Raw genomic sequence first — 22,669 nt, 5'->3', positions numbered from 1 at the left:
AGAGGGTGTAAGGATTAAATAATTTTACTAGTAATATTCAATATTTCTCATGTCTCTAAAGAAGGTTGTATCTTTGGTAGAAGTCTACAATTAGGCCAGGAGGGCACGTTATACCCTCCGGCTTCGACAAGTTTTATTATGGTTATGGAGCCAGTGCTAATGAGTTAGAAGAAAAAGAACAAATAGAATAACCATTTTGCTAATAAAACCCCAATAATTTTTCCTTAAATTCGCCTTTTCTATTATTTACATAAGACTCCATTGCTTTAACGATGTCAATGGTATACCCATTGATTCTGCCAAGACTTTGTATTCCATCTACTGCAGCAAATCCCAGGTATTCAACATCTTGATTCGTCTGGCCTGGAAAAAGAAATATATTTTCTATTTCATCTTCTTTATTTGTCAGTAAAGTATGTCTATAGAAAAATTGTTTAACTAGATCACCCCAGCCAGGTAGCTTTAGAGGTGCATATTTTATTCTGTAATACTTGGCATCTAGTATATATAGCCTGTTTCTATCTCGAAACATAATATCAGGAATCTGTTCCGTTTTAGCGACTTGACTATTTACGTTCCAATAAGGATGTGGAAGCTTGGGCAAACTCATGTCGTTTGCATCTGAAAAAAGCGAATGGCAAATCTTTTCCCATACCGTGTGAAAATACGGTGTTACATAAGTGGTAATGCTTTCTTTTGACTGCGTATGACTTCCTAAAATAAATTCTTTTAAATGTAGAAAAAGGTTCGATTTCCGTTCTTGAAAGGTTCGTTGAGCCTCTAACTCCAAGTAAAAAACTGCTGTATCTTCATCACAGGGAAGGTCAGATTCATTCCCATGTTCTTCATCATAATCAAACAACCATCCATATTGCTTTAAACATTTTTCCACTGCATACTGATGAATTTGTGTAATTAAATGATCATACATGATATGTTTTTTAGTAACTAAATCCAAGTAGATTGGCCTTTTATTAGATATTACGGGATTTATATGTTTGATTGTGCGCGGCCAATTGATATTCGTACTTTGATTTAAGACATACTCATGACGTTGGAAATCCAAAATCCCATTATCAAAGTAATCTCTTATTAACCAAAATGCGGCTCCGATATAGGATGTATTTTCACCAATTCCTCTTAGTAGGGAACTTTCAATAGGATTCAATGTACTGTTTCGGCTATATTTGGTTAACACATCTATTAATAGACGGATATGAACTTTTAATGACTGTTCGTCTCTAGGAAAGACATAACCTTTAGGAAAGACAACAAATATATTATTTTGACTAACAATAAATCCGGTGCATTTAAAAAGTAGTGTTTTATCTTCCAGCACACAGAATCCTCTAACAAATAATTCAGTAGGTATTTTTTCTTTATAGCGTTCAAAAGGGTATTCCTCTAATTCAACAAAGCAATTTTCAAATAAATTAAAATTACTCATCTTGATCTTTTTCACCCAACTCAAAACTAGTGGATTCTTCTGCAATTTTTTCACGCGTTGCATATGGCTGTTCGAAATGTTCGTCTGATTTGCTTTCGACACTGTTTGCTTGTTCAGTAGTCGCGTCTTCTATATACGAAAAGTCTGTTTTAAAAATGGCAGCACCATCATTATAAAGGGTAACAAGTTGAGCAAACGTTTTTATGCCCTCCATAAAAATCTGAGAACGTTTAAGACGAGCAGCATCATCCCAAAGATAGAGTAATAATTTTGACGAAATAATATTTTTATCGGACGGTTCGCTCGGTTTCAAGAAGTACGGTCCAATATGACGATCTTCATTAATGGAGTGATCTGCCAATAAATCGTTTAGTGCCCCAATAAAGTCGGACCACCTAACAAACTGCTTATTGTAGGCAACTCTTTCATCCTTATGAATAGCTTTTTTAGGATCTAGTGGCATATATTCAAAGTTCCATCGACGTTTAAAAGCAGAGTCCATGACAAATACCCCTTGATCAGCGCTGTTCATAGTGGCAACTATATTCAAGTTATGTGGTATTTTTATTTCTGTTTGATCGGCATCAATTACGCCTTTGCCTTGTAAGTATTTTAGTATTTCTAGGTTAGAAACGCCGTATGTACTTTCTCCATTACTTTGTCTATCTAATAACTGAAAGAGATCACCAAATACAGCAGGGGCATTTGCGCGATTAATTTCTTCTATAATTAATGTATACATTTGCGGAGTAGAATCTATTTTTGTAGAACGAAGGGCCTTTTCAAGTGACAGTGTAAAAGGTCCTGGTATAAAGTTATATGTAATATAAGGTTCCCCTTTATCAAATGTTTCTCTTACTTCCGTAACAAACTTATATGATTCAGAATCAGTAGTATCTACTTTATAGATTGGTTGTGGACGGTAACTTCCTACAAAATCATGATAGGTATATTCTGGATGAAACGTTACTCGTATGCTGTTCTTTCCATAATATCTATTATCAAGTTCATGGCTTTTACCTGTTCCCGGTGCGCCATAAATAATTAGATTTACACCCGGTTTTACAAGCTTTGCAGAGTCCTCATCACCCCATTCTTCAGGAGATGTTAGTGTAGAGGGCTGCCTTGAAGGGGAAAACTCATCATATGCTACAAAACTTCGTTTAAAAGTAGTTTCCAATTCACTATAGTCTTCACTCTTTATTACAAGTAAATCATATGTAAACATGTTGCGATGTTTAAGAAAAAGTAACGAATCCCCAATATTCAGCAGTCTTCTAAAATCAGTAAATTCCCCTGAATCTGTAATCATAGATCCCATTTCGGATTGATTGCCGCCCCTGCTCGAATAATGTGTTGTAAAGCAGTGAATGTCAGTACTTTCACGGTTTGTTTTATATTCAAGGTTTTCTTTTAATAAATGTATGTTTATCTTGACTCCATAACGTCTTTTGAACTCGTTCGAGTTGTAACCAGGCACTTTATTGGCAATTACTTCAACAAAGTTATCTAAGTAAGGAAAAAAATTTATTTCATGTTCACTGCTGAAGGCAATGTGTTTTTGTTTTCCACTATTATTTGTTAACGTATTAGATTCAGCAAGCTTTTTGATAAAAATCCCATCATAGTCATTACTGGTTGTTAAGTTTAACCGATAAGCGAGTGCTGGATCTATTCTCTGAAAGAATTGATCTAGAATTTCTAATGTTTCTCTAAATGTATGAGCCATTATTACTATCCTCCAGTTTAATATCTTGTTTCGGCGTTAGTTTAAGTATACCAAAAGTACCGAAATAATAATTGACTTACCAGTAAAATGAAAGTCTTCTATTAATTCTATTCAATTTACACCCTGATCTAAATGTGGTATAGTAGAACATATTTTCGTAGGGGAAAGGGAGTTACATAAATTGAGCTCTAACATAGTTGGCAGGCCAAGAGGAAAGAAAAAGACTTCTAAAATAGAAATTACAATTGAACCTGAAATAAAAGAAGAGTTTATGAAATCTCTGCATGAGAATAATCAATATGCTTCTATTGTGTTACGAGAATGGATTATCGATTATATTAAAATACATGGAGTTGAAAAATAATGAAAGTAGTATCACTTTTTAGTGGATGTGGCGGTTTGGACCTCGGATTTATACAAGCAGGATTTAATATCATTTGGGCAAACGATATTGATAAATATGCTGTACAATCTTATCGCCATAATATTGGGGATCATATTACCGAAGAAGATTTAACAAAAATTCCTGTTACTCAAATTCCCGAACACGATGTATTAATCGGTGGTTTTCCTTGTCAGCCATTTAGTATGATGGGAGATCAAAAAGGTTTTACAGATACTAGGGGAACATTATTTTTCAACATTGAACAAATAATTCTGCATCACAATCCCAAAGTGGTTGTTTTAGAAAATGTTCGTAATCTAGTGAATCACGATAACGGAAGAACATATAAAGTGATCAAAGAACATCTTGATCTAGCTGGATACAATGTATTTGATAAGGTACTAAATAGTTCTGAGTATGGAGTGCCTCAAACTCGAAACAGAATTTTTATTGTATGTTTTAAAAAAGAGTTAAATATCACAGAATTTAATTTTCCAGCAGCTGTTCCGTTAGAACAAACGTTACAAAGTATTCTAGAAACGAATGTACCGGCAAAATACTATCTCTCTCATAAAATACTTCCTACGATAATGGCGAGCGGGACAAAGACTTATAAGGCGAAGACTGAAATTGATCTTCGTATTGCTAGACCGTTATGTGCTACTATGGCTAAGATGCATCGTGCGAGTCAAGACAATTATGTTACACAGCCTAGTGAGGTAGCAGAAGAAGAAGGGAAAACTTCTATTAGAAGATTAACACCAAGGGAATGTGCCCGTCTTCAAGGCTTTCCTGAAGAACCTGATTACGAAATCATCGTGTCTGATTCTCAAGCGTACAAGCAATTTGGAAATGCAGTTACCGTTAACGTAGCTAGGTCCGTAGCTAAGGCAATTTTAGATACAGTACAAAGCGCAAAGGATGAGACTCGTGAATTACAATTTCAAGGATAGTACTGATAAAAAAGTAAGAAAAGCTTTTCTTGCTGAATTAAAAGAATTCATTCAAACATTAACCTTAATGAACGGAACAGAGATAAAACAATACGATCAGAAAAATATAGAACAGAAGCTAATTGAAATAGGGGTAATCTCAAACAATGAAGAATTTGAGGCTCTTACGGAATTGGTAGATAAAGAGTTTCATATTACCTATGATGAATTTGCTAGATTGATTGCTAAGGTTGAACATGATGAAGTGAAGCATTGCTGTGTTTATAAATATTGTAATCACTGTATTTCCAATATCTCAAATATGGAAGAAAAAGACGATAAGCCAGTGATTGTAGATTTATTCTGTGGTGCAGGTGGAATGTCATTAGGGTTTAAACAAGCAGGTTATAAAATTGGTTTTGCTAATGATATTGAACCATCATGTATTGAAACGTACTCTTTTAACCATCCTGAATTACCTAAAGAATATATTTATCATGAGGATATTAATAATATTATTGAAGAAATCGACGAAAGAGTCAGATATAAAGATGTTGACGTAGTAATTGGAGGTCCTCCTTGTCAAGGTTTTAGCAATGCCAATAGACAAAGAATCATTGATGATCCGCGCAACAAGCTTTATAAGAGCTTCGTCAAAATTGTGGATAAAATTCAACCGAAATTTTTTGTTATGGAAAATGTACAAGGAATGCTATCTGTTGCTTCACAAGTTCAAGAGGATTTTGAGGCAATTGGATATAAACTTCATTGTGAAGTTTTAAATGCAATAGACTTTGGAGTACCACAAAATAGAAAACGAATCATCTTTATCGGAAATAGACTTGGCTTTGACAATGAATCCATCTTTTCGGAAATAAATCTGCAGAATGCATTTTTAAATAGACAATACACACTTAGGGATGCTATCGAGGAATTACCAAAACTAGAGGCTTTACGAGTGAAAAATGCAACAAATCTAGAAACGGATGAAAGTGGCAGGGTGATTGCCAAATACCCTTCAACATCTGCAACTGAATTTTTAGAGTTAAACAACAATGGAGTATCTTCTCAACTATTGTATAACCATAAAGCAAGATATAATAATGACCGCGATATTGAGATATTTGGAAGGATGGATCAAGGAGATAAATCAGACGATCCCAAAATTGCCGATATCATGCCTTATCAAAGCAGAAATGACATTTTTAAAGATAAATATTATAAGCTCATTTATGATGCACCATGTAAAACAATTACAGCTCATATGAAGTTTGATTGTAATATGTATATTCATCCGACACAGGCTAGAGGATTAACTCCAAGGGAAGCAGCAAGAGTGCAGACTTTTCCGGATGACTATTTCTTTAAAGGCTCATATACAAAAACATATATGCAGATTGGTAACGCAGTTCCACCTCTAATGAGCAGAGGAATCGCTGAAGCTGTAATGAAAGCTTTGAAAGAAAGTGAATCAGAAAAACTATCAATTAAATAGTAGTTACTATAATTTAGAGGTAAATAAGTCTTAGAGATGACTTTTTTACCTCTTTTTATTTTTGAAATAAGATGATCAAAGTAATAAGAGGTAATTTACAATAAAGGGGTATGACTATACTAGAAGGATAAACGAGGATACGCGGATTCTCACCGTCAAAATTAAAATATGGTAAAATATTCTTATACTAAGTACGAGGGCCAATCATGATCGTCTACTAGGTTGGTTACCTCCATCGTGTAGATAGTTACTAATTTGAATGTGATATGTCATAACAAGATTTCCGGTTAGAATAATATAAAGTTCAATGAAAGGTAATTCACAAATGAGTACATTACAGATAGAAACAATGCCATTTACTCAATCCTCAATCGATTCGCTATATGAAAAGTCGTATACGGATTATCCGATTGTGTATTTCTTAAATAATAATACGATGGTTTACATTGGAGAAACGGTAGCCGTTCGAAATCGTATGAAGAGCCATAGGAATAATCCGGAACGAAAATCGCTAGATCGGATGACATTGATTATCCATGAAAAATTTAATCGCTCGGCTACCTATAATATCGAAACGAAGCTAATCAATTATTTTTTAGCAGATGAACGTTATAAATTAAAGAATAAGAGTCAGACAGCAGATAGTATTAGTCATAATTATTACGATAAACCCTTTTATAATGAGAAGTTATTTAATGAAATCTGGGATAAGTTAAAAGAGAAAAACTATGTGACTCATTCTAGAGAGGTTATTGAAAATAAAGATATTTTTAAACTATCGCCTTTCAAAGAGCTGTCTATTGAACAAATCGAGTTAAAAGAAAAGATTATAGAAGTCTGTGAAAAGCATGTGAAAGAAGATAAACCGTTTGTTTTTCTAGTAAAAGGAGAAGCGGGCACGGGAAAGAGCGTTGTATTAAGTGCTGTTTTTAATCGTATCCAGGAACTAACAAGAGAGAAATCCTCAGCTCTTCATAATACGAATAATTTTCTGTTAGTTAACCATAGTGAAATGTTAAAAACATACCATAAAATTGCGGGTAAAGTGAAAGCACTCAAAAAGAATAATTTCGACAAGCCTACTTCCTTTATAAATAAACGAAAAAAAGCCAATGAAAAGGCCGATATTGTGTTTGTTGATGAGGCTCATTTATTATTAACCAGACCGGATAGCTTCAATAATTTTAAAGAAAATAACCATCTCGAAGAAATTATGAAATATAGTAAGGTTGTAATTATCGTCTATGATGATAAGCAAGTATTAAAAATGAAAAGCTACTGGGACGAAAAGAAGTTACTAAGTCTAGTTGATAATCGTAACTCGGAGGAATATATCTTACAAAATCAATTTAGGATGCGTGCTAGCATTCCGATGATTACGTGGATTGATCATTTTGTTGAGAAAAAGATAACGCCGATTCCAAGGAAAGAAGAGTTTGATTTTCGAATTTTTGATACGGCAGCAAAAATGTATAAGGTAATACGTGAAAAGAATAAAGAAGCGGGACTGGCAAGAATTGTTTCAACTTTTGATTATGTTCATAAGAAAGATGGCGATACGTACTACATAAAAGAAGATCAACTAACGATCCCTTGGAATACCACAGAGGGAGATACTACTTGGGCTGAACGGGAAGAAACAATACGAGAGGCGGGGTCAATCTATACGATTCAAGGCTTTGATTTAAATTATGTGGGTGTCATTCTTGGTCCATCCGTTTCGTATGACGAGGAAAAGGATGAATTGAAAATCATTACAGAAAACTACAAGGACACGGAAGCCTTTAGAGGCAGAGATGAGTTTGATGATCCTGAATATGTAAAAGAGAAAATTATATTGAATTCTATAAATATCCTATTAAAACGCGGCATTAAGGGTCTATATATATTTGCAAGTGATAAGAAATTAAGAGCACGATTAATGGAGCTATATAAAAGCCGTGAAAACGACTATGGGAATACGATGGTAGCTGAAGAAAGAACTGACTATCAGTAAGATTTTAAAGAAAGGGGTTTGAAAGTGGAATACTTAGATTCATTTAGTAGTGATGATAGTAGGTTAGACAAAATCATTTCAGAATTAAGAGAATACTACCCTGAGATTAATTGGCAAGAACAGTGGAGTGATTATGAGGATATACATGGTAATCCAACGTCCTATGTTTCATTGGTAGTTCCTGCATCACAATATGAAGAAGCTGAACAAATCTACCAAGAATTAAAAGAGGAGGGGTTTGATTTTGAAACTTCCATCTTTGATTCGTTAATTGAAGAAATTGTTGAGTTCCGAGATGAAAGGGATTGGCAGCAATTCCACAATCCAAAGGATTTAGCGATATCGCTTTCGCTAGAGGCCAGTGAACTATTAGAGAACTTCCAATGGAAAACGAGTGAAGAAGCTGAAGTTGATAAAATCGATAATATTACTGATGAACTAGCTGATGTTGTTATCTATGCCTTATTACTGGCAGATGGGCTTGAAATCAATATGGAAAAAGCCATCAGAGATAAACTCAAAAAGAATAGACGAAAATACCCAGTTGATAAGGCATTTGGTTCGAATAAAAAGTATACGGATCTTTGAGTTGAATTTGATAGTTATTTAAACTAAAACACCCCCTTCATCAAAAAAGGGGGTGTTACTTATGTGACGAACTGGTCTAAGAACACACTGGCCTTTCAACATTCTACTACGGTTCATTCTATGTATTTGGCACTATCGGCACTAAATATTGTACAAAAATTCAAGAGATTGATAGGAAATAATCCTTTGGATGTAGAAGAGTGTTGAAATAGGAAGAAATGACTAACTGAAACAGTTTCATCACCGGTTAGTCTATTTGGATTAGAGTGGTACGTTGTTTCTCGGTTTGCTCCCGGGTAAGAGCTATAACCTTCCTCCCATGTAACTGCTGTATTTACTGTATGGAACTCGTGCAGTATCGGACTTCATCTTTTTTAGCAGACTCATCGACTCCAAATGAACCTTATATTAAATGTCTGTTCGTCAGTTCGGGATTTTGCCGCGGCTTCCTTTAGATTCCACCTCACGATGGACACCCTTGCGATTAGCTAACAGTTCCTACTCCAAAGCCTGTAGCGGACTTTCACCACCAAGTTATAGCCCATGCCGGGCGCACTAAAAAATAGCCACTCAATATATGAGAGGCTATTAAATGGCAATTCGTTTATTCAGTTTCTTTCAGTTTCTGTATTTCCTTTTTGGATAAACCAGTAATTTCTTCAATCAAAGAAGGATCTAGGCCTTTTTTGATCATATTAAAGGCTATTTCGTGTAGCTTCTCTTGTCTTCCTAATCTCCGCTCCCCATCAAGGTTGCTTAACAAATCGCGTAGCTCTTTTGCTCGTGCTTCATAAATGACTCGATTTTCTTTGTTTGCACTCAAGGTTTCCCATTCAATAAGCGCTTCTCTTACTTGCTCGATGTTCATCGCCCATTCCTCCAATTCGGACATACATTCATCGTCTGCTATATTCTCTGGATGATCTACTGCTGATAACATTAGGAGCCAAGGTAATTCATTGTTATCTTTCATTTTCCGCCGGTATTTTCTCCATTGTACCACGAAAGAGCCTAAATCAAACACATGGAATTCAAGTTGGTTACTCCATAAAAAATTTTTGTTTTTTTCTCTGATATGAAAAATTGTGTGGAAATCATCAGTTTCAGTAGGGAAGAGTGGAAAGTTTAAAATAGATATTGATATGGTGGGACGTAATTTTCGATAGAACTCGCCCGAGCGGATGGAGGAAGAATAAGCCTTTGCCCAATAGTAGAGGATTCGTTCCGGTAGATCATGTTGGTTGATAACCTGAATTTCTACATTGATATTCTCACCGTTTGCAGTAAGAACAGCTAAATCCAGGCGAATTGTTTTACCTTCCTTAGTCTCCTTTGAGATTTCAGTATTAATGAATTGTAAATCTTTAATTCTATTATTTCCTGACCTTCCTAGTAAGTCGTTCAGAAAAGCAATGGTAATGTGTTTTCGACTTGGCTGACCAAATAATTGCTTGAACATAAAGTCCACTTTTAAATCGAGGTATTTTGGGCTCATATATTTCTTCCTTTCGAGGTAGTTAATAGGGGTGTAGTGAGGGTTGAAGTACATACTCTTTGAACAATTATATAGTTCGACAAAGAACTTCAAATTCCTTTAGATTAATACAAAAGATAAAATATGTAAGTCTAAGAATGCTTCTCTTAAAAAACCACTAGTTGGCTACATTGGTAATGGTAACACCCAATCTTCCCGTATTAGACAGTTATCTTCAAACTAGGAAAGTTCTTTTATTAGATTGAGCTTTTATAAGTTTATCAAATAAATGTCAAAGTACTGTTGACTATTCAGTTAAACTGCATTATCTTATTATTAAGTCAAACTATATAGTTAAACTGAATAGAGGGTGCGAGTATGAAACACAATTTATTGCCACTATCTGAAACTATGCATTATATTTTATTAGCTCTACGTGAGCCATTACACGGCTATGCCGTCATGCAGAAAATCGAAACAATGAGTAGTGGTACTGTTATTTTAGCAGCTGGAACATTATACGGTGCGATTGAAAACTTGAATAAGCATGGTTGGATTGAACCTGTTGGAAATTCAGGTCGGAGAAAAATCTATATGATCACTCCAGAAGGAAGCGCCATATTGAAAATGGAACAAGAAAGGCTTTTGCATATTTTATCCTTGTATGAAGGAAGTGAAGCAAATGAAAAGGTTTAAGGTGTTTTTTAATATTGAAAAAGAAGAACAGTGGTTAAACGAGCATTTACAAAAAGGATATCGGTGTACAAATATCAGTGGATTAGGCATATACACGTTTGAACAAGCTGACAAGAGATATGTGATGCGTCTTGATTACCAAGATTATTTACCTAAGAACAAGCTTGTGGAATACAAAGGGATATATGAGGATTTTGGTTGGAACTATGTAAAGGGGTCCTGGCTCAGTGGCATACGGTATTGGCAAAAAGAAGAGGATGGTCAAAATGAAATCTTCTCGGATCGCCAATCGAAGAGCAATTATTATAAGAGATTAATGAATTATTCATTTTGGTTGGGACTGGTTTGTTCGGCTTATGCGTTTATGCTTTACAAGGATTCAGAATTATACCATGAAGGTCTATGGAGTATGGAAGGTTCATTATTTTGGAAAGCATTTCTATTTGAAACTCCATTTGTCCTTTTGAAGATGGTTCCCGTACTGCTGGTGATCTTTTTGGGTAGCAATTTCTATTATGCGTATCGAAAGTATTCAGTGTTAAAAGAAAAGTAACTTACTAGGGAGATCCTCAAAAATCAATCAATACCAGCTGAAAAAGGGAAAAGATTACCTTTTTTTCAACAAAATTAACCTGTAGGTGAAGTTTGTGAAATATTCCACCTGTTTTCATCACTAGTTATTCCTGTAGACTTAGAGGAGAATTGAAAACACTATAATAGGTAAAAGGTGATAAGGAAAAGTACATAGCTAGAAATAGATTCAATTCCTAGGAACCTTTTCACGGACAACGTAGATAAAAAGGAGGGGGATTCTTGAAAAAACTAATTGAGAAAATTACGTCTAGTATTAAGGCGAATTATCATCTATACGTAGATGCCTATGAGAGGACGTCTGAAACTAGGTACACTCAAGAACAAGAAAAACCTGTTGAATACAAAAGGGGTAGCTCCAAGGTAATCCCCTTCGTTCAAAGAGAGGGGTCCAACCGAAAAAATCAAAGAAATATAAAAGCAAACAAATAAAATGAATTTGTAAGGGCTAAAATATGCGGGTTTTCAAGTAGAACTTGCATATTTTAGCCTTTTTATTTATACGGTTATCATTTGAAACAAAGAGGAATCGAGGCAAATAGCGAAACAACATAAGTAGAAAATGAGCTAAATTTTGTACGATTTTTCACAAAGGAAGGTTTCGTTTTCTTATTCAAAAGGGATTATTAATTTATCAGAAATTGTAGTTTGATTTTTGTTGACCAGACTGGTCATCCGGGTTAGGATTAAAATGACCAGTGTGGTCACATTTCAACGAAAGGAGATCACGACCATTACTTCAAATTTTAGTAAATTAAAAGTAGAAAAGAAAGAGCTTATTATTAACGCAGCAATAAAGGAATTTGTCCGAAACGGATTTGATAAAGCATCTACTAACGAAATGGTAAAAGAGGCAAACATATCTAAAGGTTCATTATTTAATTATTTTTCTAGCAAGAAAGATCTTTACGTATATTTAATCGAGTATGGTGTTCAAATTATCGAGAATCTATATGAACAAATTGATCTACATGAAACAGATTTATTTAAAAGAATTGAAAATATTGGATTACAGAAAATGCATATCCAAAAAAAGTTTCCTCATGTTTTTGATTTCCTTGCTTCTTGCAGCCAAGAGGATTCGACAGAAGTATCAGATATTATTCATGACAAAGTGAATTCAATCTATAGTGAAGGTAAAAAGCTGTTATATAAAAATATCGACTACTCCAAGTTCCGAGAAGAGATAGATATTGAAAAGGCAATCGAAATCCTGAATTGGACCATGTTTGGATTTGGGGAGAAAGCGATCCATCAACTAAACTCGTTTACAGATATTGAAGAATTTGGAGATCAATATCTTAAAGAATGGGAGAGGTATGCTGAAATACTGAAGTACAGCTTTTACAAACAATGATGATACATGAGGTTCCTAGCAAGTAGAAATTCAACAAAAGTAGGTAGTACAAATACAGGTGACGTAGTTTATCTGGAAATTTAATCTTCTTTATTACTGAAAATCAATGTCCAAATCTTTAAAAAAGGAGTGTTGGTGATATGACAGAAATTATAAAAATACAAGGTTTGCAAAAAAAATTCCGTAAGTTTCAAGCGTTACATGACGTGAATTTCACGGTGAATGCTGGTGAAGTTGTCGGTTTTATTGGTCCTAATGGGTCTGGTAAATCCACAACGATCCGTATATTGCTGGGAATTATCAAGCGAGATGCTGGTAGTGCGCAAATATTCGGGAAGGACGTTTGGAAAGACAGCCTTGACATTCACAAACGCATTTCATACGTTCCAGGAGATGTCACACTGTGGGGAAATCTTACAGGTGGTGAAATTATTGATTTATTCCTGAAATTACACGGTGGGGGAGATAAGCAAAAACGCGACTATTTAATTAAACGCTTTGAATTGGATCCAAAGAAAAAAGCCAAAGGATATTCGAAAGGAAATCGTCAGAAGGTAGGTTTGATTGCAGCATTAGCTGCTGATTCGGATTTATATATTTTTGATGAACCAACGTCTGGTCTTGACCCTTTGATGGAGGCAATTTTCCAGGAAGAAGTAGAAAAAATCAAAGAATCAGGTAAATCCATCCTGCTATCATCTCATATTTTGAGTGAAGTAGAACGCTTGGCAGACAGGGTTGTCATCATTCGCCAGGGAAAGATTGTGGAAACGGGCACCCTTGACGAACTGCGTCACTTGACTCGCTCGACTGTCACTTTGGTAACAGATGGTGATGTGGCTGAAATGGCCGGTATAAATGGAGTATATGATTTCAAACAAATAGATAATCAAGCGACTTTCTCCGTTGATAATCAACACCTTACCGATATTTTAGTAAAAGCAAGCAAATTAGGGGTCAAGAAATTTGAATCTGTTCCGCCCACTCTAGAAGATTTGTTCATGCGTCATTATGAAGGATAATCGTCAGAAAGGAGGTTGAACTACGATGAAGGAAAAATTTGCACGTTGGAATACACTGTTCCTGCTATATCTAAAACGCGATTGGAAAAAAGTGATGGTATGGGTGTTAGGTCTTGGTTTGTTTTCAGCAGCATTTGTTCCAGCTTTTGAAGAAATCGCAAAGGGTCAAGGGTTACTGGCCATGTTCGAAACATTGCAAAACCCTGCTATGATTGCGATGGTAGGACCTACACCAATTGAAACAGCCGGCGATTTTACTCTAGGAGCCATGTATGCACATGAAATGTTACTATTCTGTAGTTTATTTGCAATGGTCATGTCTGCATTACATGTAGTTGGTCATACGCGTAAAGAAGAGGATCTAGGTCTGACTGAACTCGTGCGCTCCTTTCAAGTTGGTCGCCAAGCAAATTCTCTTGCAGTCATGATGGAAATCATTTTTATCAACGTTCTCTTAGCACTTATTATTACTGGAATAATGATAAGCTTTGGTGCTGATACGATTTCTGTTGAAGGTTCGTGTTTATTTGGAGCTTCGATCGGAATGGCTGGTATTCTCGGCGGTGTGTTTGCTCTTGTTACGGCACAAATCATGCCTGTTTCATCTGGTGCTACAGGATCAGCACTTGGAATCATTGGATTGCTCTATATTGTTCGTGCGGGGACTGATGCCTCTAACGTTGACTTATCCATGATGAATCCTTTAGGCTGGACCTATTTAACATTTCCCTTTACGGAAAATAACTGGATTCCTCTTGTTTTTGCCTTGATTTTTAGTTTACTTATGATGGTCATTGCGTTTGGCCTTGAAGGGGCTCGCGATATGGGGGCTGGCTTTCTTCCTGAAAGAGAAGGTCGAGAACATGCAAAGAAATCCTTGCTATCTGTTCGTGGTTTATTTATCAAGATTAACAAAGGCGTGATGATCAGTTGGATGATTGCATTTGTAATTATGGGGGCTGCCTATGGTTCAATTTTTGGCGACATGCAGACCTTCCTTGGTAGTAATGAAATGATGAAGCAAATGTTTACTCATTCAGGCGTGACCATTGAAGAATCGTTCACTGGAACAATCATGATGGTTATGATTGCTTTGGTTTCAATCTTACCAATTGTCATTGTAAACAAACTTTTTTCTGAAGAAAGTCGGTTACACTTAAGTCAGCTTTTTGCTACCAAAGTGACCCGAAAGCAATTATATTGGACCAGTATTGGTTTAGCCATTTTTGCAGGTGTAATAGGAATTTTATTAGCAGCAGGCGGTCTTGGTGGTACAGCTATCACTGCCATGGGTGATAATTTAACGATGGATCTATTTGATTTTCTTGCTGCTGGCTTCAACTTCTTACCATCCGTATTATTCTTTACGAGTCTTGCGGCTTTAGCTCTCGGTTGGAGACCGAAACTAGGTAAAGTGGTGTATATTTATCTAGCCTATTCATTTTTTCTAAACTACTTTGGCAGTATATTAGATTTACCAGAATGGTTTTCAAAAACAGCCATTCAAAGCTGGATACCTAGAATGCCAGTTGAAGAATTTGATGCACCAATTTTCATGACAATAACCGTGATTAGCATTGTTTTGATGATAATTGGTTATCTTGGTTATAACAGACGGGATATGATGGAAGGGGCTTAATATTAACCAAGTGCTAAGTTAGGAATATAGTAAACTTCTAAAAACAAGAATTACTTTTTAGACACTGTAAGAGCAAATTTCAATTTTGAAAATCAAGTCACTAGTATCGGACGCGATTATTGAAGAAAATTCGTCTAATTCCTCGTTGATAATCTAGAGGAATTAGACTTTTTTTATCGTGTAAGATTCTTTAAAACAAAAGCACCCTCTTATACGAAAAAGGAGGTGCTTAATTAGGATTGCCTATAAAAACATCTTCTCTAATTCTAACGGTTCGATGTATTCTCCGTCTTTGTATGCACGCATATTTCCACCGGAGATTTCATCAATCAGAACGATTTGTCTGTCCTCACCAGTACGTCCAAATTCAAATTTTATGTCGTATAAGTCGATGCCTTTTTTCGCGAGTTCTTCCTTCACGACACCACCGATTTGCTGGGTAAGCTCTTTTAAGACTTGATATTCGGCTTTTGTTAAAATACCAAGCATGTCCAACGCGTCTTCACTTATTGGTGGATCTTCACGTTCATCATCCTTTAAGGTAACCTCTACAAACGCATCAAGTTGTTGTCCTTCTTCCGCATATAAGCCATATCTACGCAAAAAGCTACCCACAGCGCGATATCTGCAAATGACTTCAAGACCTTTTCCGAATACCTCAGCGGGTTTTACCGTCATCGTTGCTTGTTCGATATCAGCATCAATATAGTGAGTAGGAATCTCTTTTTCTTTTAATCTTTCAAAAAAGTATGTAGTTAGTTTTAATCCCGCACGCCCAGCACCCTCTATCGTTAACCCAACTGTATTTGCACCTGGATCAAAAACACCATCAACTCCAGTAACGTCATCTTTAAATTTTAATAAATAATCACCATTCTCTAGTTCATACACATCTTTTGTTTTACCTGTATACGTAAGCTTCATGTCCAATCTCCTTAGTATATTAGTATTTATGAGATAACCAACATAATTATCATAATGATAAAATAACTAGAGTACAAGACTAAATAACGAAAAATCAGAATAGTAGCGCAAGGGCTAATGACCTAAGACTAGTTATAGTTTTGTTAGTAATCCCTTGATTGAACATGTAAATGAGATGTGGTTTATTGTTTGAAATTTAATGTGTACGACAATACGTTGGTATTGGAAAATAAAAGGAAAATATTGCGTGTGGCTAGAATGGAATAGCTCCATTAAAATGACAGAGTAGCTATTTTAAAAGGGGGAGAACACTTGAGGAAAATTGTACTATTTCCTTTATTTGCTTTATTGATTTTACTAATGCCATCACTATCTTCAGCAGAGTATGGATGGAATGTTAGATCTGATGATTTTATGATCGATGAATATGATTGGAATGATAATGATACACAAAGTTATGATTATGATTATGATTACGATTATGAGTACGATACTACTAGTAGATATGGTATCGAACCATTAGAATCAAATTATCGTTCGAACATACGTAATAGATATATAGATAGATCATATGAAAACAGCTATATCAAGCCTACACAATATGAACGAGCATCCTACAGAGGTAGTTTGTATGATTATTCCACTTCATCATACTATGATGTAAAAGGCACGGCAGAATCTACTGGTGGTGGTTATCTTAGGAACAAGGGGTCTTACTATGATTATGATTCATCCAAGTTGTAGATTTTGATATTAAGCAAAGTACTTATTCGAATAGTTGGTCCGGCGAGATATATGATAACGAAAATGGATATCAGTATATAGATAGTTATTCTACTCCATACTCCTCTAACTCTTCTTCATTTTCTAGCAGATTACGATGGACATTTAACTAATAAGCAAAATTACTATAAAATGACCTACGTCTATTCAATAGATCTAGGTTTATTTTTTTGCACTAATCTGATTAAAGCCTCTAGTGGTGTTTGACTAAAGCTTATTTCCTCATCTATTACTTTCGTAACAACTTCCTCGTCTTTTAAAAACATAACAAAAAATAGCCCTTTCGACCTTAATGTAAAACTGATATTCATGACTTTTGAATCATTAAATACACACTCCTAATTGGTAAAATTTACAATATATAATATATCCAAGAGGAGAGGGATAATGGATCTCTTAGACGACATAGAACGGAAAGTTCAACGCAGAAAGTATTTACTGATGGTTAATATTTTAGAAGGCCATCGGTCAAATATTAACCAGGCATTAAGCCGAATGGGGAATAGTAAGCAGCTGTATCAATCTGCCCATAGTAGATATGCGTATAACTGGAAAGGGCAGACAAGAGAGGCCTATGATGAAATTGGGGCTGAGTTGCATAGTACTGGGAACAAAGTAAACGTTCAGGGTGAGCAATTAATAAGGGAGATCAATAAAGAGATTCGAAGATTGCTAGCCAAAGCGAAAGGCTTAAGATGAGTGATATTAAGGTCAAGGCGGAGGAGTTGGAGGAGTTTGCGGATCAAATTGGTAAGGCGGAGCGGGAATGTAATGATGCCTTGGATGCGATTAACTGGCACTTCTCTTCTTTGCTGGCCAATTTCCCAGGAGTGGTTCCAGGTTCGATCCATCATTTAGAGGCTGATTTAAAATATTCAATCAAAAAATACAAAAACAAGCTTGACGATGCCCAACGATTAGTGAAGCTCACAGCTGCCAATATGAAGAATGATGAGCAAAAAATGTCTGGGAAAGTCGGAGAGTTTTTGCTAGAGCTTGTCGGTTGGTATGACATTCAGCGTGTATTTAGCGAGTACGACCCTGTGACTGGTGAGAAGCTTTCAGCAGGAGATCGAGTACTAGCTGTAGGATTTCTTGCACTCACATTTGTTCCACCGGCAAAAGCCGCAGGTGTTGGGGGAAGAGCAGTAATCAAAGGAGTCGATGCCGGTCTTCCTGCCTTGGCAAAATCACCAGAAGCATTCATGAAAATACGACATGTGCTAGACCCAAAAAGAGTGCAACAAGCTTTTCGCTCCGTGTATAATGAAGTGGTAAAAAACCCAATTGCAGCTACTAAAGTCTGGTTCGATAAAATCAAAAAAGGCATTGGAGACATTCCCATTCCACAAATCAGACAAGAGGCATTAGCAGGAGTTGGAGTTGTCAACAAAACCGTTAGGGATGCCTTTGGCGATGCGAAGGATTTTATTCAACGAATCAATAGCTCGAAAGTGGATGAAGTGGATGTTAAGGGTGTAGATGGCGTTGAAGGAGTTACTAAGGGTACGGGTAAAGACTATAAAAACTATAAAGCTGTGGACTATACTGGAATAACGAAGGTTAATGGAGAAGAAAGAGATATTAGCAGAAGGGTTTTTCAAAGGATTGATATCGATTTTAAGAGAATCGATCCTGATACTGGCATTACAAATCTTCAATTAATGAAAAAAGGAAGAGCACCAATTTGGAAAGATGGAACAGTTATAGAGCTTCATCATTTAATCCAAAGAGAGCCAGGATCAATGGTGGAAATTCCTGCAAGTATGCATGATGAATATAATAAAATATTGCATGGTTTGGTGGAAAATGGTGGGAGCTTTAGAAATGACCCTGTATTAAAAAAGCAATATGACAACTTTAGAAGTAAATATTGGAGATGGAGAGCTAAGCAAATAGATAAAAGTGAATTGTAAAAGGAGGAACCTTGATTGAATAAAGAGGAATTAATAAATTTTATAAATGAACATAAAGAATCAGATGACTTTACAGGTGGAGTAGATGATAGTCAAATTAATTCTATCCAAAATGAGCTAGGGGTAGAATTACCAGAAAGTTATAAGTGGTTTTTAACTACATATGGTTCTGGGGGGTTATTTGGAGTTGATATTTTAGGAGTGGCTAAGTCAAATAGAGCTCCTGTTGTTGTTAATACAAAGAGATATAGAGATTTAGGAATGGAAAAGAATTTAGTAGTTATTGAAGATGCCGGAGAATATGCTTATTGTCTATATATCAGTGAAATGGTAAATAATGAATGCCCGGTAATAGCGTGGAATAGACCAGGGGGACTTGATGACTACAATACAGCAAAGAATTTTTATGAGTTTTTATCTCAAAGGTTGTTGGAAGCAAAAGAAGCATGGGAAGAAGATTTTTAAGATAGAGAAACAACAAAAAAGCACTTGGCTGTATATTATGCACAAGTGCTTTTTTGTGAGCAACTTACGTAATACGTTATCTACAATGTAATTAATGATAGCCCCAATAGTAAAATAAGTGAATTTTCTTTACATCTTTGTATGTATGCTATTCAATGTGCATGTAGCGAGTACGACACTGGTCCTAATGAGAGCTGGAACGGAATTAGTTCTGCTATATTTCAAGCCATTAAGTCGTCCACTTATTCATAATTTAATCCTACAATTCCCATTTTCCCCGATTAAATCCTAACTATTCGGCATATAATTTTGATAATTCGTTCAATTTTTAACTTGTAGGGGCTTAATGGATATAAAGGAGCTGTTCAAATGCTGAAAGTAAGTGATAGGATCGGATGGCTTGAGGGGATTATCGAGGCAGTTCATGATGGGATACTTGTAATTGACAAGGATGGGATTGTTCAGCTAGTGAATGAGGAATATACAAATATTACAGGTGTCGATAAGGAACAAATCATTGGGAAGCCACTGACGGATGTTCGTCCTGGTGCTCAACTTCCTACAGTAGTAAGTACAGGGCTACCCCAAGAAGGAGTGTTTCGAAAAGAGAAGGGCCTGGAATATGTAGTCGATATGGCCCCCATCTATGATAATAACGAAATTATTGGAGGAGTCTCTGTCTGTAAGAGCATTCCTGAGGTGTATCAATTATCGCTAGAATTAAAGAAAAATAAGCAGCGGATCAATCAGCTGGTGAACGCGATAGGACGTATTCATCAAGTGAAATATACGTTTTCTAATATGATTGGTACTAATCAACGTTTCAAAAAGGTGATTCATCAAGCAAAGAAAATAGCGCCAACGGACTTAAATGTTTTAATTACAGGCGAATCTGGTACTGGAAAAGAGCTTTTCTCTCAGGCTATTCATCATGCTAGTCCAAGAAAGGCATATCCGTTCGTCCCTGTGAATTGTGCTGCGATTCCGAGTGCACTTCTTGAGAGTGAATTGTTTGGCTATGAAGAAGGTGCGTTCACGAATTCGAAAAAGGACGGCAAGGTTGGGCTGTTTGAGCTAGCAAACAAAGGGACCCTTTTTCTTGACGAAATAGGGGACATGCCGATGGACCTTCAGGCGAAGCTACTTCGAGTGCTACAAGAAGGCACCTTTCGAAAAATAGGTGGATTAAAAGAGCAACATATCGATGTTCGAATCATTGCGGCAACGAATAAGGATTTAGTAAATATGGTAAAAAAAGAACGGTTTCGCGAGGATCTGTATTATAGAATTAACACCGTCCATCTTGCAGTTCCGCCACTTCGTGCGAGGAAGGATGATATTCCGAAGTTTGTTTCTTCTTTTATGGACAACCAAAGTAATTCCACACAATTCGAAGTGGAAGAAGATGTTATGAATACGCTCATTCAATATGAGTGGCCAGGGAATATTCGTGAATTAAAAAATACGATTCATTATGCGATGAACATGGCTGACCATGATGTAATTACGTTCGATAATCTCCCAGAAACCATTAAACTCGCATTTCAACATCATAAAAGAGCACCACAAAATCTCCAATCTCTAGAGGAACTGATACGAGAAACGGAACGAAAGGCCATAGTAGCCGTGCTTCAAGAAACAGGGATTACGGTGAAAGGCAAAAAAGCGGCCGCCAAAAAGTTAGGCATTTCATTAGCATCCCTCTATAATAAAATGTCAAAACTCCAGATTAATTTGTGATTTCTAGTTTCTTAGAATAACTCTGAAAATCCTTCTAGTTTTATAGAAAGCCTTATCCGTCAGAGGATACAACACATATTCTAGCATTTGGTTTCTAACTTATAAGAAAAATAATAATCAACCTTACCGTTAGAGCCTTTTAAAATGAGGCTTATTTTTTTTGGCACAAAACTTGCAACATTTGTATGTGAGTGCATTGAAGAAGAAAGGAGGACTATTATCAAGTTGAAATTTTAAATTGGGAGGTATGGAAATGTTTAAGAAAAGCATGTTGAAAAAAATGACTGTAACATTCTTGTTCTCGCTCCTTTTATTGCCCTTGTTTAGCTTACATACGTTTGCTAAGGGAAACCATGGCAAAGTTGCTGCTCCTGAATCTTCAGTCGCGTCAGGTTCCTATTACAAATCTCAATTCGTTGAGTTAACTTCACCAACACCCAATGTCAAAATTCTATATACAACAGATGGCAGTAGTCCGATAAAGCATGGTCAGGTTTATTCCGAACCAATCCTTGTTGATGAAGACACAGAGATTAAAGCAGTATCCGTTCGTGGAAACGTAAATGGAAGAGCTTTGGAAAAGGGCAAAGGGAATACCCATAGTGAGGTTGCTGTATTTACTTACCAGTTTGAAACTAGAGAATCGATTGCTGAACAATTCGAAAGTTTTACCTATGACGGAATGCCGTACCGATTGTATGTCCCTGCTAACTATGACTCTACTAAGTCCTATCCGCTAGTATTATTTTTACATGGTGGGGGAGAGCGAGGAACTGATAATCAAAAACAACTTCTAGCAAATGATGGTGCTATCATTTGGGCTGCTCCAGAAAATCAAGCGAAACATCCAGCGTTCGTACTGGCACCGCAAGCTCGGAATGTCCATGACGGTGGATTCACTGTGACACGTAATACTGATAATATCGTAGACTTAAGCAAGGTTTTCGAGTTTTCTATGGATCTGGGGAAAGCCTATGAAATTCTTCAACACGTGTTGGATGAATATACTATTGATGAGAGCCGCCTCTACTCAACCGGATTGTCCCAGGGTGGATATGGTACATTTAATTTAAATATTCGATACCCAGATTTATTTGCTGCTATGGTTCCAATAGCAGGAGGTGGAGATCCTAGTGAAGCGCATAAGCTAGTCGACAAACCAATTTGGGCTTTTCATGCTGAAGACGATGGTGTTATTCCAGTTGATCACACAAGAGATATCATTGCAGCAATCAGAGAAGCTGGTGGAAACCCAATTTATACAGAATATCCTGAAGATTTAGGCTACAATCATGCTTCATGGGTACCAGCGTATGATACGAATGAAATGGTTGAATGGGTCTTTAGCCAAGTCAATCCGAACTAATCGTTTTATGTAATCTGTACACGTTTCTAAAACTTTAGAAATAGAAAGAAAGACTTCTAAAGTTTTAGAAATGCTTTTATGTAAAGGTCCATACCGTTTTTTTGTACAATCCTTTCTAATTTGT

Annotated in this window: 21 protein-coding genes; 17 read left to right on the top strand and 4 right to left on the bottom strand. The window is 36.1% G+C overall.

Annotation, left to right across the window (positions count from 1 at the left end):
* Positions 1–199: 199 nt before the first annotated feature.
* A complete protein-coding gene (locus tag ACWNMY_RS22305) occupies positions 200–1,447 on the bottom strand; it encodes an LlaJI family restriction endonuclease (RefSeq protein ID WP_449540442.1) in 1,248 nt (415 codons plus the stop codon).
* Positions 1,440–3,176, bottom strand: a complete 1,737-nt coding sequence (locus ACWNMY_RS22300; RefSeq protein WP_449540441.1) for an AAA family ATPase — start codon at positions 3,174–3,176, stop codon at positions 1,440–1,442. Before ACWNMY_RS22300 ends, ACWNMY_RS22305 begins: the two co-directional genes overlap by 8 nt.
* A gap of 181 nt (positions 3,177–3,357) precedes the next feature.
* On the opposite strand from ACWNMY_RS22300, the gene ACWNMY_RS22295 reads away from it, so the two are divergent.
* From ACWNMY_RS22295 to ACWNMY_RS22275, 5 genes are all read left to right on the top strand, one after another.
* Positions 3,358–3,540 carry a hypothetical protein gene (locus ACWNMY_RS22295; protein WP_449540440.1) on the top strand — a complete coding sequence of 61 codons (183 nt, stop codon included), beginning with the start codon at positions 3,358–3,360 and terminating at the stop codon, positions 3,538–3,540.
* On the top strand, positions 3,540–4,514 hold the full coding sequence (locus ACWNMY_RS22290; RefSeq protein ID WP_449540439.1) for a DNA cytosine methyltransferase: 975 nt from the start codon (positions 3,540–3,542) through the stop codon (positions 4,512–4,514). The genes ACWNMY_RS22295 and ACWNMY_RS22290 overlap by 1 nt, the downstream gene beginning before the upstream one ends.
* Entirely contained in the window at positions 4,492–5,988 is a 1,497-nt protein-coding gene (locus ACWNMY_RS22285) for a DNA cytosine methyltransferase (protein ID WP_449540438.1), read from the top strand. Before ACWNMY_RS22290 ends, ACWNMY_RS22285 begins: the two co-directional genes overlap by 23 nt.
* Before the next feature lie 325 nt (positions 5,989–6,313).
* Positions 6,314–7,984 (top strand): DUF2075 domain-containing protein, encoded by a 1,671-nt coding sequence (locus ACWNMY_RS22280; RefSeq protein ID WP_449540437.1) that lies wholly within the window; start codon positions 6,314–6,316, stop codon positions 7,982–7,984.
* Positions 7,985–8,239: 255 nt separating this feature from the next.
* Positions 8,240–8,572 carry a nucleotide pyrophosphohydrolase gene (locus ACWNMY_RS22275; RefSeq protein WP_449540511.1) on the top strand — a complete coding sequence of 111 codons (333 nt, stop codon included), beginning with the start codon at positions 8,240–8,242 and terminating at the stop codon, positions 8,570–8,572.
* A 604-nt stretch (positions 8,573–9,176) separates the two neighbouring features.
* Here ACWNMY_RS22275 and ACWNMY_RS22270 read toward each other — a convergent pair.
* Positions 9,177–10,067, bottom strand: a complete 891-nt coding sequence (locus tag ACWNMY_RS22270; protein ID WP_449540436.1) for an Rpn family recombination-promoting nuclease/putative transposase — start codon at positions 10,065–10,067, stop codon at positions 9,177–9,179.
* 357 nt (positions 10,068–10,424) lie between these two features.
* Here ACWNMY_RS22270 and ACWNMY_RS22265 point away from each other — a divergent pair, with 357 nt between their 5' ends.
* The 6 genes from ACWNMY_RS22265 (at position 10,425) to ACWNMY_RS22240 (ending at position 15,351) form a co-directional block, all read left to right on the top strand.
* Positions 10,425–10,742 carry a PadR family transcriptional regulator gene (locus ACWNMY_RS22265; protein WP_449540435.1) on the top strand — a complete coding sequence of 106 codons (318 nt, stop codon included), beginning with the start codon at positions 10,425–10,427 and terminating at the stop codon, positions 10,740–10,742.
* Entirely contained in the window at positions 10,729–11,295 is a 567-nt protein-coding gene (locus tag ACWNMY_RS22260) for a DUF2812 domain-containing protein (RefSeq protein ID WP_449540434.1), read from the top strand. Before ACWNMY_RS22265 ends, ACWNMY_RS22260 begins: the two co-directional genes overlap by 14 nt.
* A gap of 260 nt (positions 11,296–11,555) precedes the next feature.
* Positions 11,556–11,765 carry a hypothetical protein gene (locus tag ACWNMY_RS22255; protein ID WP_449540433.1) on the top strand — a complete coding sequence of 70 codons (210 nt, stop codon included), beginning with the start codon at positions 11,556–11,558 and terminating at the stop codon, positions 11,763–11,765.
* A gap of 259 nt (positions 11,766–12,024) precedes the next feature.
* Positions 12,025–12,690 (top strand): TetR/AcrR family transcriptional regulator, encoded by a 666-nt coding sequence (locus ACWNMY_RS22250; RefSeq protein ID WP_449540432.1) that lies wholly within the window; start codon positions 12,025–12,027, stop codon positions 12,688–12,690.
* Between the two features lie 140 nt (positions 12,691–12,830).
* Positions 12,831–13,712 (top strand): ABC transporter ATP-binding protein, encoded by an 882-nt coding sequence (locus ACWNMY_RS22245; protein WP_449540431.1) that lies wholly within the window; start codon positions 12,831–12,833, stop codon positions 13,710–13,712.
* A 25-nt stretch (positions 13,713–13,737) separates the two neighbouring features.
* Positions 13,738–15,351 carry an ABC transporter permease gene (locus ACWNMY_RS22240; protein WP_449540430.1) on the top strand — a complete coding sequence of 538 codons (1,614 nt, stop codon included), beginning with the start codon at positions 13,738–13,740 and terminating at the stop codon, positions 15,349–15,351.
* A gap of 243 nt (positions 15,352–15,594) precedes the next feature.
* Here ACWNMY_RS22240 and ACWNMY_RS22235 read toward each other — a convergent pair whose 3' ends face one another.
* The gene (locus tag ACWNMY_RS22235; RefSeq protein WP_449540429.1) at positions 15,595–16,275 is read right to left on the bottom strand and encodes a phosphoribosylaminoimidazolesuccinocarboxamide synthase; all 681 of its coding nucleotides are present in this window, start codon (positions 16,273–16,275) and stop codon (positions 15,595–15,597) included.
* A gap of 312 nt (positions 16,276–16,587) precedes the next feature.
* On the opposite strand from ACWNMY_RS22235, the gene ACWNMY_RS22230 reads away from it, so the two are divergent.
* From ACWNMY_RS22230 to ACWNMY_RS22205, 6 genes are all read left to right on the top strand, one after another.
* Complete coding sequence (locus ACWNMY_RS22230) at positions 16,588–17,019, top strand: hypothetical protein (protein WP_449540428.1); 432 nt, start codon at positions 16,588–16,590, stop codon at positions 17,017–17,019.
* Between the two features lie 426 nt (positions 17,020–17,445).
* On the top strand, positions 17,446–17,757 hold the full coding sequence (locus ACWNMY_RS22225; RefSeq protein ID WP_449540427.1) for a hypothetical protein: 312 nt from the start codon (positions 17,446–17,448) through the stop codon (positions 17,755–17,757).
* A complete protein-coding gene (locus ACWNMY_RS22220) occupies positions 17,754–18,974 on the top strand; it encodes an HNH/ENDO VII family nuclease (RefSeq protein WP_449540426.1) in 1,221 nt (406 codons plus the stop codon). Before ACWNMY_RS22225 ends, ACWNMY_RS22220 begins: the two co-directional genes overlap by 4 nt.
* Before the next feature lie 15 nt (positions 18,975–18,989).
* Positions 18,990–19,439 carry an SMI1/KNR4 family protein gene (locus ACWNMY_RS22215; RefSeq protein ID WP_449540425.1) on the top strand — a complete coding sequence of 150 codons (450 nt, stop codon included), beginning with the start codon at positions 18,990–18,992 and terminating at the stop codon, positions 19,437–19,439.
* Between the two features lie 369 nt (positions 19,440–19,808).
* Positions 19,809–21,179: a sigma-54 interaction domain-containing protein gene (locus tag ACWNMY_RS22210; protein WP_449540424.1), complete on the top strand. Its 1,371-nt coding sequence runs from the start codon at positions 19,809–19,811 to the stop codon at positions 21,177–21,179.
* Positions 21,180–21,432: 253 nt separating this feature from the next.
* A complete protein-coding gene (locus ACWNMY_RS22205) occupies positions 21,433–22,545 on the top strand; it encodes a chitobiase/beta-hexosaminidase C-terminal domain-containing protein (RefSeq protein ID WP_449540423.1) in 1,113 nt (370 codons plus the stop codon).
* Positions 22,546–22,669: the final 124 nt, after the last annotated feature.

This window comes from Ferdinandcohnia sp. Marseille-Q9671 (assembly GCF_976954385.1).
The sequence above is the reverse complement of the archived record's forward strand: the minus strand, read 5'-3'. Positions and strand labels throughout refer to the sequence as shown.

Bases quoted from the DNA above. Each gene is read 5' to 3' on its own strand.
- ACWNMY_RS22305 (WP_449540442.1), bottom strand. From the start codon at position 1,447: ATGAGTAATTTTAATTTATTTGAAAATTGCTTTGTTGAATTAGAGGAA.
- ACWNMY_RS22300 (WP_449540441.1), bottom strand. From the start codon at position 3,176: ATGGCTCATACATTTAGAGAAACATTAGAAATTCTAGATCAATTCTTT.
- ACWNMY_RS22290 (WP_449540439.1), top strand. From the start codon at position 3,540: ATGAAAGTAGTATCACTTTTTAGTGGATGTGGCGGTTTGGACCTCGGA.
- ACWNMY_RS22280 (WP_449540437.1), top strand. From the start codon at position 6,314: ATGAGTACATTACAGATAGAAACAATGCCATTTACTCAATCCTCAATC.
- ACWNMY_RS22270 (WP_449540436.1), bottom strand. From the start codon at position 10,067: ATGAGCCCAAAATACCTCGATTTAAAAGTGGACTTTATGTTCAAGCAA.
- ACWNMY_RS22265 (WP_449540435.1), top strand. From the start codon at position 10,425: ATGAAACACAATTTATTGCCACTATCTGAAACTATGCATTATATTTTA.
- ACWNMY_RS22260 (WP_449540434.1), top strand. From the start codon at position 10,729: ATGAAAAGGTTTAAGGTGTTTTTTAATATTGAAAAAGAAGAACAGTGG.
- ACWNMY_RS22250 (WP_449540432.1), top strand. From the start codon at position 12,025: ATGACCAGTGTGGTCACATTTCAACGAAAGGAGATCACGACCATTACT.
- ACWNMY_RS22245 (WP_449540431.1), top strand. From the start codon at position 12,831: ATGACAGAAATTATAAAAATACAAGGTTTGCAAAAAAAATTCCGTAAG.
- ACWNMY_RS22240 (WP_449540430.1), top strand. From the start codon at position 13,738: ATGAAGGAAAAATTTGCACGTTGGAATACACTGTTCCTGCTATATCTA.
- ACWNMY_RS22235 (WP_449540429.1), bottom strand. From the start codon at position 16,275: ATGAAGCTTACGTATACAGGTAAAACAAAAGATGTGTATGAACTAGAG.
- ACWNMY_RS22225 (WP_449540427.1), top strand. From the start codon at position 17,446: ATGGATCTCTTAGACGACATAGAACGGAAAGTTCAACGCAGAAAGTAT.
- ACWNMY_RS22220 (WP_449540426.1), top strand. From the start codon at position 17,754: ATGAGTGATATTAAGGTCAAGGCGGAGGAGTTGGAGGAGTTTGCGGAT.
- ACWNMY_RS22210 (WP_449540424.1), top strand. From the start codon at position 19,809: ATGCTGAAAGTAAGTGATAGGATCGGATGGCTTGAGGGGATTATCGAG.
- ACWNMY_RS22205 (WP_449540423.1), top strand. From the start codon at position 21,433: ATGTTTAAGAAAAGCATGTTGAAAAAAATGACTGTAACATTCTTGTTC.